Origin of the sequence: Planococcus chinensis (assembly GCF_020071995.1) — a bacterium.
Taxonomy (GTDB): domain Bacteria; phylum Bacillota; class Bacilli; order Bacillales_A; family Planococcaceae; genus Planococcus; species Planococcus chinensis_A.
This window is the reverse complement of the sequence record NZ_JABWTK010000004.1, coordinates 206,906-222,843: the sequence shown is the minus strand read 5'-3', so window position 1 is coordinate 222,843 and position 15,938 is coordinate 206,906. Positions and strand designations below refer to the sequence as shown.

The following is a 15,938-nucleotide window of genomic DNA, read 5'->3' as shown; positions in this document are numbered from 1 at the left end:
ATCTTCAGTTCAATCTAGATTTTTATACGCCGTTCAATTATAATAAGAGGGAATTAGGAGGGATAGCAATGAATGAATTTGAACAGAACGTACAGTCGAAGCGCAATGACGCCATCGACGCAGGAATGGGATTTGTTGTATCATTCGTATTTTTTGCGGCTATCTTCATTATTGCGGCAGTAGTGCAATTTGTAGCTCGCTAAATAGAAAAAAAAGTTCCCGCTTAATTGCAGGAACTTTTTTTTATTTCAGCGCATCGTTTGAAGCGTCGCCTGGCCGTCTTTGATTTCCATCTCGATGGTGCCGGTATCGGCCGTATTCAAAGTGGGCAAGCCAAGCGCGTTAAAGCGCTCGACCACTTCTTCACTGGGGTGCCCGTAGCGGTTATCGATCCCCGTCGAGAAAATCGACAGCTTCGGTTCGACCAGTTCCAAAAAAGCCTGGCTGCTCGATGTCTTGCTGCCATGGTGTCCCACTTTCAAGACGGTCAGTCCGGACAACGCCTGCCCGTATGCCGCTTCCAAATCGCGTTCCCCGGCTTCTTCCAAATCCCCGGTAAACAATGCCCGGTACTCTCCGCTCTCAACCAGCAGCACGAGCGAATCGTTGTTGCCTTCATACTCCGCGTCCGCCGGCGACAAATAGCGGAATGTGATTCCGCCTTTCGCCCATCCTGAACCCCTTCCCGGAAACCGCACGGCCGCTTCTTTCGCAAACGGCGCGATGTCCCGGATAATGCCTTCCGCCTGCGATCCGGGCGATAAATGGAGTTCTTTGATGCGCAGGAGCGGAAACAGTTCTTCCGCCCCTTCGGCGTGGTCTGCATCGGCGTGGCTCAATACCAGCACATCCACCGACGACAGGCCGTTCCCTTTTAAATAAGGCGCCACAATCTGCCTGCCGACTTCATAGGGACTGCCGCGCTTTTTGAATTCTTCCGTATCAAAACGCAGAAGCCCGCCGCTGTCAATTACATACACCCCTTGCCGGTAAGGCAATTCAATCACCGCACTGTCGCCTTGCCCGACATCCAGAAACGCCACTTTCAACGAAGGGTCGAAATACGGCAGCAGCGTGAAAACAACTGCCGGAACGATCAGCACAAGCAACTGCCGATAGCGGAAACCCTGCTCTGCCAAACTGTAAAACAGCAGGACGCTTACAAACAAGGCTGCGAGCATCCATGCTTCCGGCTTTCCCGGGTTCCACATTTGATAAGGCAGCCCCGACAGCCACACCATGAGCTTTTCAATAATCCCCCTCAACGGTTCATATATTCCAAATACAAATTCGGCTGCCGGCTGGAATAAAATCGTCAACGCCAAAAGCACGAGATTTGCCGGCAGAATAAACAGCGTGTAAAGCGGCACAAAAAGGCTGTTGACCAGGAAAGCCGACAAGGAAATTTCGTAAAAATGAAAAAGCAGCAAGGGATACAGCGTCACTTGCGAAATCGCGGTTAAAATCAGGCCGCTTTTAATAGCCGATTGGTCCGCCGTCAAAAAGCGGCTGGAGTAAATAATGCCAAACGTCGCCCCGTATGACAATTGAAAACCGATGTCGTACATCATGAAAGGGTTCCATAAAATAAAGAAGACAAAGCTGCCGAGCAGAATATGCGCAATCGAGACGCGCAGGTTAAAAAGGCGGACAAAAAGCACCGCGCTTACCATGAACACCGAACGGAGGACGGAAGGTGCACCTCCTGCGAGGACTGCATACACCGGCAAAATGCCAAGAAGCAGCAACAGCGCGGTTTCTTTCCGGACCCTAAGCCGCAGGAGCACAAAATACACAATGCCGACAAGAATGGCGACGTGCAAGCCGGAAATCGCAAACAGATGCGTAATGCCAAGTGTCTGGTACATGAGACGGTCTTCGTTCGCCATGTTTTCCTGCTCTCCGATCAGCAGCGCTTCCGCTTCTGCAGATAAACCGGCCGGAAACGCCTGTTGGATATGCTTTTTCAGCCATTGCCGCTGCCGGTATAATTTGCTGATCACCGTCTCTTGGCGCTCCATGCCGTTGATCGATTCGACGGCCAAAATGTAGCGGGCCCCGTTATGGTCCAAATGCTTTTGCATATCAAAAGAAAAGCGATGGGACGGCGGAGAAGGTGCTTCAAAGGCGCCTTGTACCACTAACATAGATTCAAACAAATTTTCTTCCAGTACCGCTTTTTCTTCAGCCGTCCCGATGCGGTATCTGGCATAAACACGGATGCCGCCGTCCAGCCGGGCAAACCCTCTCAGTCCGTCGCCGTCAATAACATAATCACCATCAAATTGGAGTTCTCCCGTATACGGCTTGCTATAATCAAACGAATCGTGGCTGCGGATTTCCTGCAGCAGGAAAAAACCGGCCGCAATGGCGGCGATAAATAATATATGCTGAAACGATTCCTTTTTCCAGCCCATCCAACAAAAAAGCAGCGCCATGAACACAAGGATTACCAGTGTTTCATGCGCTGCCAAAGTAGCCAGGACGATTGCGATCGCCAAGTAAAGCCAACTATTTTGATTTACACTTCGACTTCTCCGAATAATGCATTCACCCGTTCTGTATAATGGGCCAATTCTTCTTCGGTGCCGCCTTTTTCACGCAAAGTCTCCAGCATTTCCATGTAGAGTCCTGCTTTTTCCGCACTTAAAAAGTCGATTTTCCGTTCGTCAAATACGACTTGCACCACTTCGACTCCTGCCTGTTCGAATAATTCGATGGCATAGGCATGGTTTTTATAGTCTGCCGCGTAATATAGCCGGGCAATTCCTGCCTGAATGATGGATTTTGAGCATTGGAGGCACGGAAAATGGCTGACATACATATCGGCTCCATTCACGCTGACGCCGTATTTGGCGCATTGCAACAAGGCGTTCATTTCTGCATGGATGGTCCGCACACAATGGCCATCCACGACGTAACATCCTTTGTCGATGCAGTGGTCGCCACCTGAAATGGATCCGTTATAGCCGCCTGCCATGATGCGCCGGTCCCGGACAATCGTCGCGCCGACCGCCAGTCTCGTACAGGTGCTTCTGAGTGCTAATAAATGGCTTTGCGCCATGAAAAATTGGTCCCACGTGATTCGCTTCATCTAATTGCCTCCTGCTAATGTGTCTAAAATAAGTGTAGCAGAGGGGGAATTTTCGTCAACCGTCCGTTTGACTCATCTCGCTTTCAGTTGACGGTGATGCTGTCTTTCAATTTTTCGAAGGTTTTGTCGCCGATACCCGTGACATTCGTCAAGTCTTCGACTTTCTGGAAGTTGCCGCTGTCAGTCCGGTACGCGATGATTGCCGCCGCTTTTGAAGGGCCGATTCCAGGCAGCGTCATCAGCTCGGCGTCCGTGGCAGTATTCAGGTTAACGAGCGCTTCTTTGGCACCGCCTGCCGCCGTTGCACCCGGCTGAGCCGTTGGCAAGGCAGCTTCTTCACCGGCTTTCGGTACGTAAATGACCATTTCGTCCGCGACTTTCATCGCCAAATTGATCGCTTTTGGTTCAGCCGCCTCCAAAAAGCCGCCAGCTGCCTCAATGGCGTCTGTCGTCCGGGAATCCGCCGGCAATTCATAAACGCCGGGTTTCGCTACTTGGCCTTTAATGTCGACCATCACAGTTGTTGGAACTACTGTTTGGGTGGGGGTTTCTGACTGCTGTGGGGGTTCAGCTTGGATCAAATCAAGTGATGCCTGAAGATCTTCTTCCGGTTTTTCCTGAGGGATTAAAAAATAGATGGCTAACAACACAATGACTACTGCCGGAATCAGCAGCCAGCCAAACTTGCTCTGGAGCTCGGATACTTTCAGCGGGCATTCCTCATTTCTCCAGAAAGCAATTAGATAGAAGCTGTCTGAATTGTACATTAATGAAAAGGGATTGTCTATACTGTTTTATCGGTACATGAATATAAAAACTGACCACCAAATAGAGGCATTTTTCTGAGGCTGTCGAGCAACTCTGATGGTCTGAACCATTCCGCTTCTTTACAAGATGCCACGTGTAAAGGAGTGGGAAAATCAAGCAATCTGTAGTTTCCTGCCCTCTCTTGATATGAAGCAAAACAGCGGAGACTCCCGCGGGGCAGCGAAGCGACGCAGGAGCATATGTTTTTAGCGGAGCTGTTTTGCGGAATATCGCAGGTATTCTAAGTAGAATTTTTTCTATACCTTTCTCAACACGTTAAAAACCTGCCCGCAAAATGCGGACAGGTTTCTCGTCATTCATTTGATAATTTTTTGGCGTGGAAAAAGATCCGTTCGCTTTCCCCGTCCGGTGCTTCACCGGAAAAGTCAGCGGTGATCGATTCCACTGTAAAGCCTGCAGCTTCGAGCCAAGCGATGTAATCTTTGATTTCGTATGTTCGCTGCTCGTGCGTTTCCTCAAAGCGTTCAAACAAACGGCCCTGGCGGATAAAAAACGTGATGTCATGAACGACACTATGCGGGCAATCCCCCGGTTCCGTATGCCAAATATACGCAACGTCTTCCCCGTCAAAAACGAAAGGGCTGTCCATGTAGACCGCATCCACTTTATGGATGGAATGCACATCAAAGAAAAAATGCCCGCCTTCATTCAAAGCTTCGAACACTTCTTTGAATGTCTGCTGCACTTGTGTTTCCTTTTCCAAGTAATTGAGCGAATCTATGGCAATCGTCACGGCGTCAAAGCCGTCCAGACCTTCCAAATTGTCCATCGACAACTGCAGCGTCGGGATGCTCTGGCCCGCTTCCTGGAAGCGCTGGCTGGCGATTGTCAGCATTTCTTCCGACAAATCGCTGGCCGTTACATCAAAGCCCACTTCGTTAAAAAGCTGTGAAAGGGTGCCTGTCCCACAAGCCAGATCCAGAATTTTTCCGGACTGGATATGAGCGGCCACCCATTCCACATACTTTTCATACGGAATGTCTTCCATCAGTTCATCATAAACCGATGCGAATTTTCCGTACCTCATATTTCCATTGTCGGTGCTTCTCTCCATAGGCGTTCAAGATTGTAGTACGAACGCTCGTCTTTATGGAATACATGAGCCACGACATCTCCTAGATCGACTAAAATCCAGCGTGCTGCGTCAAATCCTTCAACGCTTTTCACCGGGTTGCCGGCTTTTTCAGACTGGTCGATCAATTCTTTGGCAATTGCCTGCACTTGGCGGTCGGAATTACCGCTGCAGATGATGAAATAGTCGGCAAGCAATGAAATGCCTTCCATGTTCAAAACGACGATATCCTCGGCTTTTTTGTCCTCGGCAGCACTGTATGCCATTTGTAGTAAAGTTTGTTTAGTCATTCTTTCACTTTCCCTTTCTGTTGTACGAAGTATTGATGACACTTCAGTGAATCCGGATACACCGGTTGATTTTTTGATACCAGAAACTCGATGGTATGTTTAATACTGGCTTCCATCATAACATCCAATCCCTGATCTTGTAATTGACGCAATTCTTCAACACCTGTAAATTTGCGGTTCGGTTCGACCAGGTCGGCAATATAGACGATTTTTTCAAGATCCGACATGCCGGCGCGGCCAGTTGTATGGTATTTGATGGCGTTCAGCACATCTTCATCTTCTACACCGAATTCTGTGCGGGCGACATAGGCGCCAACCGGGGCATGCCATAATTCTGCGTGGTACTCAAGCAGCAGCGGGTCCATGTTTTCGGAAATAATGATCGACTTCATCCATTCCCGGTCTGAAAACTTCGCCACGTCGTGCAAAATCGCCGCAATCCGGGCTTTTTCTGCCGGCACATTGAATTTCTCCGCCAAAGCGACAGCCGTTTCCACTACACCTCTGACATGATTGTACCGATTTTCAGGCAGCCGTTCCTTCACTTTCTCAATCATCATGCTTTGGTCCATATAACCGCTCCTCTCGAATAAAAGCTTCCACTTTTTCCGGCACTAAAAACCTGATCGTTCCTTGTGCAGCAACGCGTTCCCTCAGCATCGTCGATGACAAATGAAGTTCCGGCGAGTCGATCAATAAGACGGGATATGCGCTTTCGTGCAAATAGCCCGGGCGCCGTATTCCGATAAAGCGGACCATCTGCGCCAGTTCATCAATCCGGTGCCAAGTAGGCAGCCCTTCGATGCTGTCGCCCCCGATAATAAAATAGAACGCCGTCTCCGGTTCCCGCTGAATCATTGCTTTCATCGTGTCAAACGTATACGAAACGCCGCCTTGGCTGATTTCAAAATCTTCTACGCGAAATTGTTCATGCCCCTGGATCGCGAGCCGGGTCATTTCGAGCCGCTGGGCTGCAACGGCGCCGTAGACTTCTTTGTGCGGAGCAATGTAATTGGGCATAAAGCGGACTTCATCCAAACCGACGGCATGAAGCGCTTCGTTGGCCATGATTAAATGGCCTATATGAGGCGGATTGAAAGTTCCGCCTAATATCCCGACTTTTTTCATTTGGCTCTTGGCAGCTCAATTCGCTTATTGTTGACGGACGGCTTGTAAAGAACGACTGTGTGGCCGATCAACTGGACAAGCTCCGCGGAAGTGCCTTCAGCCAATTGGTTGGCGACATCGTGTTTGTCGTCATCGTTGTTCTGCAGAATGCTGACTTTCAATAATTCGCGCGCTTCGAGCGCTTCTTCGATCTGGCGCAGCATCGTTCCGCTGACGCCGCCTTTGCCCACTTGGAAGATGGGATCTAAATGATGTGCTTCGCTTCGCAAAAAGCGTTTTTGTTTACCTGTTAACATAATTGCCTCCTAGTTTTTCAGTGATAATCTGGATCATCTTTTCAGTATCGGGCTGGATGCCCGTCCATTTCTCAAATGCGATGGCGCCTTGATAAACGAACATGCCGACCCCGTTCAATATGGTGCAGTTTTTTTCTTTTGCCGCTTTTAAAAACGGCGTTTCGAGCGGATTGTAAATGATATCCGCCACAAGTGATCCGGTGCTGACCCGTTCAAGGGAGATCGGCAGCGCTTCATCTTTCGCCAAACCGACAGAAGTGGTCTGGATGATGATGCTGAAATCGCCAAGCGCTGCTTCTGCATCTTTTAAAGTCATAGCGGAACTGCCGCAGTCATTCGCCAGCTCCACTGCCCGGCGATGCGTGCGGTTCGTGATGGTGACGTCCGTGAAATTAGCGCGCTTTAATGCAAAAGCGATGCCTCTTGCCGCGCCGCCTGCACCGATGACCAATACTTTTTCATTGGGCGTGATAGGCTGGGCAGACAACGAGCGGACAAAACCGTCGCCGTCCGTATTCCAGCCGACATACTGGCGGCCGTTATAAGTGACGGTGTTCACCGCATTCATGATGACGGCAGTTTCATCCAATTTATCCAAAAACGGGATAACAGACTGTTTGTGCGGCAAGGTGATATTGAAGCCGCTGACGCCCAAAGCTTTCATAGAATGAAATGCGTTTTCCAGCTCGAACGGCTGAACGTGGATGGGTATATAAGTGGCATCGATTCCATGTTCTTCAAACCACAAGTCGTGCATAAAAGGCGACAAGGAATGTGCGATCGGGTCGCCGATGACAGCGTACCATTTCTTCATCAAAATCCCCCTAGATCAATGATGGACGTAAAAATACTTCAACGCCTTTAGGCGCATAGGCTGCTACTACCACATTCGGGTGCTGAACCGTAATCCAGCCAAGGCCGGAAAACACGATATCCGTTTTCCCTTCTTTTACCCGGAATTCCCGGCGGACTAACTCTGGGAACTCTTCTTTGTATTCAGCAGACGGCGGCGCGAGCATGCCACCTAAATGCTGTTCGTACAATGCATCGGCATTATCCAGCTTCGTCCGGTGGATCTGCAGGTCGTTCGCTACATGGACAGTGAACGATGAGCGGTCCCCCTGTATAAAGTCAAAACGGGCAAGTCCGCCAATAAACAGCGTTTGTTCCGGATTCAACTGGAATACCCGCGGTTTCAGCTCTTTTTTCGGCATGATCATTTTCAGTTCGGACGGGTGCAGATGATGCGCCAGTTGGTGGTGGTTAATAATCCCCGGTGTGTCATACATCGATTTATCGTCATCCAACGGAATTTCGATCATATCAAGAGTCGTTCCAGGGAAATGGGAAGTTGTGATAATATCCGCTTGGCCCGTCGCTTGTTTGATAACGCGGTTGATGAACGTCGATTTCCCGACATTCGTCGATCCAACGACATAAACGTCTTCGCCCTGGCGGTATTTATCGATTGCTTCCATCGCTTCCACGACGCCTGTCCCTTTATGGGCACTGACGGTCAAGACATCGATGGGTTTTAATCCCTGTTTTTTCGCTTCCTGTTTCATCCAGTTGATCAGCTTATGCTGTTTAACGGATTTCGGCAGTAAGTCGGCCTTGTTGGCAATCAGCAAAATATCGTTCGAGCCGACAAAGCGGTGAAGCCCCGGAAGCCAGCTGCCGTTGAAATCAAAAATATCAACAATTTTCACAATCAGGCCTTTCCGTTCTCCAAGTCCGTTCAGGATTTTTAAAAAGTCGTCATCAGTCAGCGACACCGGCTGCAGTTCGTTGTAATTTTTCAAGCGGAAGCAGCGCTGGCAAATGATTTCTTCTTTTTCTAATGAGGATACGGGTGCATAGCCAAGTTCCCCTGGCCGTTCTGTCTGGATTTGCGCACCGCATCCGATACATGTTGGCATTTCGTTCAATTTTCTTCCTCCCACGTTAATTGTCCTTTTTCTTTTAACTTCTTCATGATCCGGCGTTCCAGCAGGCGGTTAAATCGGGTGATGAATCCATCCGACTGCGCCACTGGCAAGACCAGGATGGTGTGCAATTTGTTTAAGTTTCCGCCAAAAATGTCCGTCATCATCTGATCCCCGATCACCACAACCTGGTCGCGTGAAACGTTCATCAATTTCAAGGCTTTCCGGAAAGCGCGTCCCATCGGCTTGCGCGCCTGGAAAATAAACGGAATTCCGAGTGGATCGGCAAACGATTTTACCCGCAGCTCTTTGTTGTTTGACACAATGATCACTTGGATTCCCGCTTCTTTCATGGATCTTAGCCAATCAATCAGCTTCGGCGTCGCATCCGGCCGGTCCCATTCGACAAGGGTATTGTCTAAATCGGTAATGATGCCGCGGACACCTTTTTCCAATAGCGACTCCGGCGAAATGTCAAAGACACTTTTTACGTATTGACTTGGTATGAATTTTTGATACATCATAAACCACTCCTGTTTCCCGAACTTAATTCTATTGATTATACCATATGTGCGAGTGCTTCTCCCACCTTGATTCGCTCTCCTGTCCTGACATTCGGAGAAAATTCAATGCGATCCCCTTCAAAAAACAGCACTACGGTAGAACCGAAACTGAAATATGCCACTTCTTCGCCTTTTTTCCAGGACTCCCGGGAGTTCGTCAATTGAATGGAATTGACAAACATAGCTCCGACTTTAACAACCAGCAGATTCGCCGATTGGGTTTCCAGCTCCGTGATCAAGCGGTAATTTCCGCTGATCGGCGACTTGCCGTAACGCAGGCCTGCGCCATTGACAGGATACGATTTTTTCCCTAACACATATTGTTTGAGGACTTTCCCGCTTGCGGGGCTGTGGATTCGATGATAATCGGCTGGTGAAAGATAAAGCACAATGTATTTGCCGTTCTGGTAGGAATCTGCAAGCGCAGCATTGCCAAGCAGATCCGCAAGCGAATATTGCTGGTTTTTCACAAGGAAACGGATGCCTTCATGCAAATCCCCGAAAACTTCAATTTTTCCGTCCACTGGCGATACGACCGGCACATCAGCTACTGGTCGGCTTTCCGCTTTTAACGTTCGGATGAAAAAATCATGCAGCGTCGGAAAAGATTCCAACGGATTTTCTATATCGGCTGTCGGTATTTTATAAGTTTTGATATAATTTGAAATCACCCGCCGGCTCAAAGAAGACTGGGCGAAAGAGCGGATCATTCCTGACGTCAACGGTCCATTCGTCAGTTCGATCGATCGCTGATAGATTTTTTTCTTCACACTGGCACCTCCATTGCTTAAAATAGTCTACCATTTTTTGTTCTTTCACAGTATAATGAACTGAAGAAGTTTACAAAAAAAAGGAGTGTTTTCCATTGCTGATATTAGAACGAATGGATCACACAATTAAAAAACTACGCTCTCAGGCAGCAAACATGCTGACAATAGGCAATATGGCTTTCGGCGGGGCGTCCTTAATGGCCGCTCTCAACGAGTTTTACAGCTATAGTGTGCTATTTATTTTTATTGCCGCTTTTCTGGACCGCTTTGACGGCATGGTCGCGAGGAAATTCAACCAGGAGTCCGAACTCGGCAAACAACTGGATTCAATGAGCGACATCATTTCCTTTGGCGTTGCACCGGCGATCCTGATTTACCAGCTGGTGCTGACTGAGTTTGGTGTGACCGGTATGGTCTTTACTGTCATCTACATCGCAAGCGGTGCTTTTCGCCTTGCACGTTTCAACATTTCGGAATCCAATGGCTATTTTGTCGGATTGCCCATCACAGCCGCAGGCACTGTGGTGACGTTGTCTTATTTCGGACTTTCCGTTTTTCCGCCTGTCGCATATATGTTTATGTTTATCATATGCTCACTCTTGATGATCAGCACTTTTACCCTCAGAAAAGTATAATAAAGATAAAAGCTGGAAGCGTTGTTTACAACGTTTCCAGCTTTTTTTGCATTTACTTGGCAGCCAGCCGTTCTACGACATTTAAAACAATTTCAGTGGAATGCTTTGCAGCAACCGGCAAAAATTCATCAAACGAGATATTGGATTCTTTTCCGGCAATATCCGATAACGCACGGATCACTACAAATGGCACGTTGAATTGGTGGCAAACTTGCGCTACAGCGGCCGCTTCCATTTCAGAAGCTTTCATCGACGGGAAGAACCCTCTGACTTTCTCCACACGTTCCGGATCGTTCATGAACGAATCCCCGGTTGCGATCAAGCCAACACCGTATGGATGCTCTCCCAGCTCTTCTACAGCTTTGGTCGCCAAGTCTATCAATTTCTTGTCTGAACGGAATGCTGCCGGCAATTGCGGCACTTGGCCCATCTCATAGCCGAAAACGGTCACATCAACATCGTGGTGGCGGACTTCATCTGAAATGACGATTGCCCCTACTTCCAGCGCCTGGTCAAATCCTCCTGCAGATCCGGTATTGATGACAACATCCGGCTTGAACTGCTGCAAAAGAAGCGTCGTGGACATCGCGGCATTCACTTTGCCGATTCCGCTCTTCAGCAGCACAACGTCCTGCCCTTTGTATGTACCTGATGTAAATTCACAATTAGCGATTTCGCTTACTTGCGCATTTTCAAGGCTGCTTCTCAATAATTCCACTTCTTCTTCCATCGCTCCGATAACGCCGATTCTCATTTTCCATCGCCCTTTCCCTGTCTAAAATCTATCCTGCCTAAATTCCCGCAAAAAAAGACGCCCATTAATAGGCGCCTTCCAGTGTTTTTAATACATCCATTTTCACGGGTTTCCAGCCTTCGCCATCTTTAAATTCCAGATGGACGCGATATTTTTGTGATTTGTCTTTGGACTGCACGACACCGATCGATTTCTGCGGGCCGCCGCCATTCTTAATCATCATAACATACATATTATCTTGGCTTAAACCGGTAGCATATGAAATTGCATTGATTTTTTCGTTCCAGTCGACCGACCCTTTATCATAGACCGATACGTGTTTGCCTGACTGTTTTGTGCCGACCGGCTCCCAGCTTGTGTTGATGACTGTTTCTTCAACAACCGGATCGCTCGAATCTTCACGCGTAATGGTGCCGCCTGTTACTTTTCCTTCTTCAGCAGCCTTTTCTTCTTCTGCTTTTTCTTCCGCAGCTTTATCTGCTTCTTCTTTTGCTTTCGCTTCTTCTTCAGCCTTTGCGTCAGCTTCTTCTTCCGCTTTTTCATCGGCTTCAGCATCTTCTTCTAGGTTGGTTTCTTCTCCGCTCGTTTGCTGTTCAGTATCTGTTTCGATTGTTACAGATTCCGGTTCTTGGGCACTTTCATCTCCGTTGTCCAGGAAGATAAAAGCTCCGGTAATCACTATCAAGGCAAAGACTACCCCGATCATCCAATTTAGAAGAGAATTCGACCGGTTCTTTTTGTCCAAACGAGAAGGATAAGGTTTTTTTTCATTTGTCATCGATTTGCCTCCTCTTCACATTATTTTAGCATAATGCCATGTTACAAATTTGACGTTTTAACAAAAGAAATGTTTCAATTTCGTGTTATTTGCTTTTAAGCTTGAATAAATTTCAAAAAAACAGCCATTCAAAAAAGAATGGCTGTGTATAATTTAAGAAATTGAAACGATTTTGATTTCCATTTCGCCGCCTGGCGTCAACACTTTTACATTTTCGCCAATTGTGCGCCCAATCATGCTTTTCGCGATAGGCGAGTCATTGGAGATGCGCCCTTCTAATGGGTCCGCTTCTGCAGAGCCGACGATTGTGTAAGACTCTTCATCGCCATCCGGCACTTCTACGAAAGTGACAGTTGTCCCTAAACGGACGATATCTTTATTCAATTCGTTTTCGTTGATGATCACGGCGTTGCGGATCATCGATTCCAACGTAGAGATGCGCCCTTCAACAAACGCCTGATCTTCTTTTGCTGAGTCGTATTCCGAGTTCTCGGAAAGGTCCCCGAAACTGCGTGCTATTTTAATCCGCTCAACGACTTCTTTCCGTTTAACGGTTTTTAGGAATTCCAGTTCTTCTTCCAACTTCAGCTTACCTGCAGCTGTCATCGGAAATTGTTTTTCATTTGCCATTATTTTTCCCCACTCCTTCAACTGCTGACTTTAGAAGGTTTTAAGCTACCATCCGTCAGTCTCGTATCATCATATTATAAATTGTCAATCTATTCAAGAATTGTTTTAATTTTTGTAACCATTAAGTCGATTGCCACTTCGTTTTGCCCGCCTTCAGGAATAATCACGTCGGCATAGCGCTTCGTCGGCTCGATAAACTGGTTATGCATCGGACGCACAACGTTCAAGTACTGGTCGATTACTGAATCGATCGTCCGGCCGCGTTCGTTGATGTCGCGCAGCAAGCGGCGGATAATGCGCAAGTCTGCATCGGTATCTACGAATAATTTGATGTCCATCAAATCACGGAGACGCTCGTCTTCCAGAACCAGGATCCCTTCGAGGATGATGACATCTTTCGGTTCAATCAAAACGGTTTCTTCAGCCCGTGTATGTAAGGCGTAATTGTAAACCGGTTTTTCGATCGGCTCCCGGTTTAATAATTTATTGACATGCTCAATCAGCAAATCGGTATCGAATGCCAATGGATGGTCATAGTTTGTTTCCAGACGTTCTTCAAAAGCCAAATGGCTTTGGTCTTTGTAATAGTAGTCCTGTTCGATCACTACCACTGAGTTTTCTTTGAATACTTCATAAATGGAATTCGTTACGCTCGTCTTGCCTGAGCCCGAACCTCCTGCGATCCCGATAACGACCGGACGGTTTTTAGACATTCTTCCAAGCTCCTTGCAAACTTATGTTTTTTAGTTGGCTCTTTTTTTGCAGACCATAATGCCGTCTCCGACCGGCAAAAGCTCCGTGTCATAAGAAGGATGATTCAGCATATGTTCTTTAAAAATTTTCAAGTTCCGGATCATCGTGCGTTTTCTCCGCGGAATCTCCGAAATCTCCTGGTCCGCCATTCCATGCATATACATATTATCACAATATACGACTCCCTGCTCAGACAATAAGGTTTCGTATTTTTCAAAAAACCGCTCGTATTGCCCTTTCGCCGCATCAATGAAAATCGCATCATATTCCTGGCTTAACAAAGACAGATCCATTTCGAGTGCATCCGCATGGAAAATGCGTATTTGATGGCCCAATCCGGATTGTGCGATAAACTCCACAGCCTTCTCATAGCGTACGTCATCCCGTTCAATTGTATCGATTCGGCAGCCTGCCAGTTCAGAAGCCATCATAATGGCAGAAAACCCGATTGCCGACCCGATTTCGAGGATTGACCCCGGCTGTTGCTGCAACAGCAAATCGGTCAATTCACGGATGCCCTGGTCTTCCATAATGGGAACATGGTGCTCTTCTGCATAAGCTTTGACCGCTGTTATTGTCTTTGCCAATTGTTCATGGTCCATTGTATTAAAGCTCCTTTTCGCCTGCTGCAAAAATTACAACCAATAATAACATAAAACAAGAAGGAAAGCGAGGTCGCTTCCTTCTTGTCATGTTTTGTACACTTATTCCCGTACTTGCCGGCGAGAAACCGCCGGCTTTTCCGAGGCAGCACTCTTCTTATTGGCCGATGTACTCATCGCGCTTTTTAAGATGTTCTTCATAGGTAGTAGAGAAATGGTTCGTTCCTTCTTTGTCTGCCAGGAAGTATAAATACTCCGTGTCAGCCGGGTCAAGCACAGCGGCAATCGACGATGCTCCAGCAGCGGCGATCGGCCCTGGCGGCAGCCCTTTATTCGTATAGGTGCTGTAAGGATGCTCGAATTCGTAGTCTTTATTGAATAAGCGTTCTTTGTGTTCGCCCATTGCATAAATGACTGTCGGGTCCGTCTGCAGCGGCATGTCCTTTTCGATGCGGTTGTAGAAGACGCTCGCGATCGTGTTGCGGTCAGAACCTGCTGTCGCTTCTTCTTCCAACAGAGAAGCGAAAGTCAGCAGCCAATGCGGCGTTTTACCCATCTCTTCCAACACGGCCTGGTACTGGACCACATTGGATTCCGTCGCCTTGAGCATGTTTTCGATGATCAAGTTCAACGAAGGGTCTTCTTCATAAAACGGATAAGTCGCTGGGAATAAATAACCTTCCAGTGCGTAACGGACATTTTCACCTTTGATTTCATCTGTCAGCAAAGTTGGGTATTTGACCATCAACTCGTCAATATACGCGTCGTCTTCCATTTTATCCATGAATTCCTCGGCGCTGTACTTCGTTTTCTTTGCAATGACGTTTTCAGCAATCTGATCCAGCGTCAACCCTTCCGGCACCGTAATATTAAACAACGGCTCCCGGTAGACTTTACCGGTCTTCAGGCTCTCGGTGATTTCATCAAGCGTCATGGAAGGCAAAAGCCCGTACGTGCCAGCCTGGAAATCCGCCTGATTTTTGAATTTCACGTAATACTTATAGATGCGCGCATCCTTGATCAAACCGTTCTCTTCCAGCAACGCTGAAATGCTGTCAAGGTTTGAGCCGATCGGCACTTCGACTTCGACGATTTTTTCTGACTCCGCATCAACCGGCTCCAGCGCGTCGGTGACATAGCTGTATGCAGCAAAAGCGCCAACGCCCAACACAAGCAGCAAAGCGACCGTCACGATAAAAACAATTCGGCGGACAACTTTCACTTCTTTTTTCTTCTCACTCATGCGTTCATACATAATTTCTTTTTTCGATTGCTTGTCCACGGGTCCCCCCCCTTAGCTTTTTCCTCTATCCCGTTTGAATGGCCAGCAATTTCCCGCCGGTAAAGCGGAAAACCACTGACCACACATACGCGTTTGGTACTACTCGCCCCCAGTGGAGATCATAAACCCAATGGTTGTAGTTTCTCATTTACAGTATACCGAATTTCCGGCAAAAGAAAAAGACGGAATCTACGTACAATTCCGCCCTTCTCCTGATCCGATTAAAGTTCTTCGTTCTCTTCTTCTTCGTCAAGGAACGTATTCAACATTTCTTCAATCATATCCCACTCCGCGTCCGTTTCGACCGGGCGAAGTTCTCCGCCTGCAATTTTGCCGTCTGTGTCGGCATTTTCAGTGAAAGAAGAAGCCTGGATTTCGATTTCGCCTTCATCATCTTCTTCAGCGCCTACCGGGAAATACAAAACATATGATTTTCCGAATTCTTCTGAGTCAAATGTGAATAATACTTCAAATAGCTGCTCGTTGCCGTTTTCATCAACGACTGTAATGTGTTCTTGTCCGTGTTCCATTTGCGTCA

21 protein-coding genes are annotated in these 15,938 nt (G+C 47.7%); 2 read left to right on the top strand and 19 right to left on the bottom strand.

All coding sequences use genetic code 11. The features are described 5' to 3' along the window. Nucleotides 1–68 precede the first annotated feature (68 nt). A complete protein-coding gene (locus HU147_RS08710) occupies nt 69–203 on the top strand; it encodes a YqzM family protein (protein WP_036806444.1) in 135 nt (44 codons plus the stop codon). 45 nt (nt 204–248) lie between these two features. Here the strand turns inward: HU147_RS08710 and HU147_RS08705 are convergent, their stop codons facing one another. The 12 genes from HU147_RS08705 to HU147_RS08650 form a co-directional block, all read right to left on the bottom strand. Continuing rightward, nucleotides 249–2,501 carry a DNA internalization-related competence protein ComEC/Rec2 gene (locus HU147_RS08705; protein ID WP_224075871.1) on the bottom strand — a complete coding sequence of 751 codons (2,253 nt, stop codon included), beginning with the start codon at nt 2,499–2,501 and terminating at the stop codon, nt 249–251. Nucleotides 2,502–2,521: 20 nt separating this feature from the next. After that, nucleotides 2,522–3,094, bottom strand: coding sequence for a ComE operon protein 2 (locus HU147_RS08700; RefSeq protein ID WP_224075870.1), 573 nt, complete (start codon nt 3,092–3,094; stop codon nt 2,522–2,524). An 83-nt stretch (nt 3,095–3,177) separates the two neighbouring features. Continuing rightward, the gene (locus HU147_RS08695) at nt 3,178–3,861 is read right to left on the bottom strand and encodes a helix-hairpin-helix domain-containing protein (protein ID WP_224075869.1); all 684 of its coding nucleotides are present in this window, start codon (nt 3,859–3,861) and stop codon (nt 3,178–3,180) included. A gap of 353 nt (nt 3,862–4,214) precedes the next feature. Then, on the bottom strand, nt 4,215–4,949 hold the full coding sequence (locus HU147_RS08690; RefSeq protein ID WP_224075868.1) for a class I SAM-dependent DNA methyltransferase: 735 nt from the start codon (nt 4,947–4,949) through the stop codon (nt 4,215–4,217). After that, nucleotides 4,946–5,284 carry a ribosome silencing factor gene (gene rsfS, locus HU147_RS08685; protein WP_224075867.1) on the bottom strand — a complete coding sequence of 113 codons (339 nt, stop codon included), beginning with the start codon at nt 5,282–5,284 and terminating at the stop codon, nt 4,946–4,948. Before rsfS ends, HU147_RS08690 begins: the two co-directional genes overlap by 4 nt. After that, on the bottom strand, nt 5,281–5,856 hold the full coding sequence (yqeK, locus tag HU147_RS08680) for a bis(5'-nucleosyl)-tetraphosphatase (symmetrical) YqeK (RefSeq protein ID WP_224075866.1): 576 nt from the start codon (nt 5,854–5,856) through the stop codon (nt 5,281–5,283). Before yqeK ends, rsfS begins: the two co-directional genes overlap by 4 nt. Next, a complete protein-coding gene (locus HU147_RS08675) occupies nt 5,834–6,412 on the bottom strand; it encodes a nicotinate-nucleotide adenylyltransferase (RefSeq protein ID WP_224075865.1) in 579 nt (192 codons plus the stop codon). Before HU147_RS08675 ends, yqeK begins: the two co-directional genes overlap by 23 nt. Beyond that, entirely contained in the window at nt 6,409–6,708 is a 300-nt protein-coding gene (yhbY, locus tag HU147_RS08670; protein WP_036806419.1) for a ribosome assembly RNA-binding protein YhbY, read from the bottom strand. The genes HU147_RS08675 and yhbY overlap by 4 nt, the downstream gene beginning before the upstream one ends. Then, nucleotides 6,695–7,522, bottom strand: coding sequence for a shikimate dehydrogenase (gene aroE, locus HU147_RS08665; protein ID WP_224075864.1), 828 nt, complete (start codon nt 7,520–7,522; stop codon nt 6,695–6,697). Before aroE ends, yhbY begins: the two co-directional genes overlap by 14 nt. A 10-nt stretch (nt 7,523–7,532) precedes the next feature. Beyond that, nucleotides 7,533–8,636: a ribosome biogenesis GTPase YqeH gene (yqeH, locus tag HU147_RS08660; RefSeq protein ID WP_224075863.1), complete on the bottom strand. Its 1,104-nt coding sequence runs from the start codon at nt 8,634–8,636 to the stop codon at nt 7,533–7,535. Beyond that, nucleotides 8,633–9,157: a YqeG family HAD IIIA-type phosphatase gene (locus HU147_RS08655; RefSeq protein ID WP_369075685.1), complete on the bottom strand. Its 525-nt coding sequence runs from the start codon at nt 9,155–9,157 to the stop codon at nt 8,633–8,635. Before HU147_RS08655 ends, yqeH begins: the two co-directional genes overlap by 4 nt. A 35-nt stretch (nt 9,158–9,192) precedes the next feature. Next, on the bottom strand, nt 9,193–9,966 hold the full coding sequence (locus HU147_RS08650) for a phosphatidylserine decarboxylase (RefSeq protein WP_224075862.1): 774 nt from the start codon (nt 9,964–9,966) through the stop codon (nt 9,193–9,195). Between the two features lie 95 nt (nt 9,967–10,061). Between HU147_RS08650 and pssA the strand changes: the two genes are divergently transcribed. Beyond that, a complete protein-coding gene (gene pssA / locus HU147_RS08645) occupies nt 10,062–10,601 on the top strand; it encodes a CDP-diacylglycerol--serine O-phosphatidyltransferase (protein WP_224075861.1) in 540 nt (179 codons plus the stop codon). 52 nt (nt 10,602–10,653) lie between these two features. On the opposite strand, the gene mtnN is transcribed toward pssA, so the two are convergent. The 7 genes from mtnN to HU147_RS08610 form a co-directional block, all read right to left on the bottom strand. Continuing rightward, complete coding sequence (mtnN, locus tag HU147_RS08640; protein ID WP_224075860.1) at nt 10,654–11,355, bottom strand: 5'-methylthioadenosine/S-adenosylhomocysteine nucleosidase; 702 nt, start codon at nt 11,353–11,355, stop codon at nt 10,654–10,656. A 64-nt stretch (nt 11,356–11,419) separates the two neighbouring features. Continuing rightward, complete coding sequence (locus HU147_RS08635; protein WP_224075859.1) at nt 11,420–12,133, bottom strand: YrrS family protein; 714 nt, start codon at nt 12,131–12,133, stop codon at nt 11,420–11,422. Nucleotides 12,134–12,286: 153 nt separating this feature from the next. Beyond that, entirely contained in the window at nt 12,287–12,763 is a 477-nt protein-coding gene (greA, locus tag HU147_RS08630; protein WP_036806395.1) for a transcription elongation factor GreA, read from the bottom strand. Nucleotides 12,764–12,852: 89 nt separating this feature from the next. Further along, nucleotides 12,853–13,476, bottom strand: a complete 624-nt coding sequence (gene udk / locus HU147_RS08625; RefSeq protein ID WP_036806392.1) for a uridine kinase — start codon at nt 13,474–13,476, stop codon at nt 12,853–12,855. Nucleotides 13,477–13,506: 30 nt separating this feature from the next. Then, nucleotides 13,507–14,118 carry an O-methyltransferase gene (locus tag HU147_RS08620; protein ID WP_224075858.1) on the bottom strand — a complete coding sequence of 204 codons (612 nt, stop codon included), beginning with the start codon at nt 14,116–14,118 and terminating at the stop codon, nt 13,507–13,509. Between the two features lie 157 nt (nt 14,119–14,275). Next, entirely contained in the window at nt 14,276–15,400 is a 1,125-nt protein-coding gene (gene mltG, locus HU147_RS08615; protein ID WP_224075857.1) for an endolytic transglycosylase MltG, read from the bottom strand. A 221-nt stretch (nt 15,401–15,621) separates the two neighbouring features. Next, entirely contained in the window at nt 15,622–15,930 is a 309-nt protein-coding gene (locus tag HU147_RS08610; RefSeq protein WP_036806386.1) for a DUF1292 domain-containing protein, read from the bottom strand. Nucleotides 15,931–15,938: the final 8 nt, after the last annotated feature.

What these genes read in the sequence shown, in the direction of transcription:
- HU147_RS08710 (WP_036806444.1), top strand. Translation starts at nt 69, where the DNA reads ATGAATGAATTTGAACAGAACGTACAGTCGAAGCGCAATGACGCCATC.
- HU147_RS08700 (WP_224075870.1), bottom strand. Translation starts at nt 3,094, where the DNA reads ATGAAGCGAATCACGTGGGACCAATTTTTCATGGCGCAAAGCCATTTA.
- HU147_RS08695 (WP_224075869.1), bottom strand. Translation starts at nt 3,861, where the DNA reads ATGTACAATTCAGACAGCTTCTATCTAATTGCTTTCTGGAGAAATGAG.
- HU147_RS08690 (WP_224075868.1), bottom strand. Translation starts at nt 4,949, where the DNA reads ATGAGGTACGGAAAATTCGCATCGGTTTATGATGAACTGATGGAAGAC.
- rsfS (WP_224075867.1), bottom strand. Translation starts at nt 5,284, where the DNA reads ATGACTAAACAAACTTTACTACAAATGGCATACAGTGCTGCCGAGGAC.
- yqeK (WP_224075866.1), bottom strand. Translation starts at nt 5,856, where the DNA reads ATGGACCAAAGCATGATGATTGAGAAAGTGAAGGAACGGCTGCCTGAA.
- HU147_RS08675 (WP_224075865.1), bottom strand. Translation starts at nt 6,412, where the DNA reads ATGAAAAAAGTCGGGATATTAGGCGGAACTTTCAATCCGCCTCATATA.
- yhbY (WP_036806419.1), bottom strand. Translation starts at nt 6,708, where the DNA reads ATGTTAACAGGTAAACAAAAACGCTTTTTGCGAAGCGAAGCACATCAT.
- aroE (WP_224075864.1), bottom strand. Translation starts at nt 7,522, where the DNA reads ATGAAGAAATGGTACGCTGTCATCGGCGACCCGATCGCACATTCCTTG.
- HU147_RS08655 (WP_369075685.1), bottom strand. Translation starts at nt 9,157, where the DNA reads ATGATGTATCAAAAATTCATACCAAGTCAATACGTAAAAAGTGTCTTT.
- mtnN (WP_224075860.1), bottom strand. Translation starts at nt 11,355, where the DNA reads ATGAGAATCGGCGTTATCGGAGCGATGGAAGAAGAAGTGGAATTATTG.
- HU147_RS08635 (WP_224075859.1), bottom strand. Translation starts at nt 12,133, where the DNA reads ATGACAAATGAAAAAAAACCTTATCCTTCTCGTTTGGACAAAAAGAAC.
- greA (WP_036806395.1), bottom strand. Translation starts at nt 12,763, where the DNA reads ATGGCAAATGAAAAACAATTTCCGATGACAGCTGCAGGTAAGCTGAAG.
- udk (WP_036806392.1), bottom strand. Translation starts at nt 13,476, where the DNA reads ATGTCTAAAAACCGTCCGGTCGTTATCGGGATCGCAGGAGGTTCGGGC.
- HU147_RS08620 (WP_224075858.1), bottom strand. Translation starts at nt 14,118, where the DNA reads ATGGACCATGAACAATTGGCAAAGACAATAACAGCGGTCAAAGCTTAT.
- HU147_RS08610 (WP_036806386.1), bottom strand. Translation starts at nt 15,930, where the DNA reads ATGGAACACGGACAAGAACACATTACAGTCGTTGATGAAAACGGCAAC.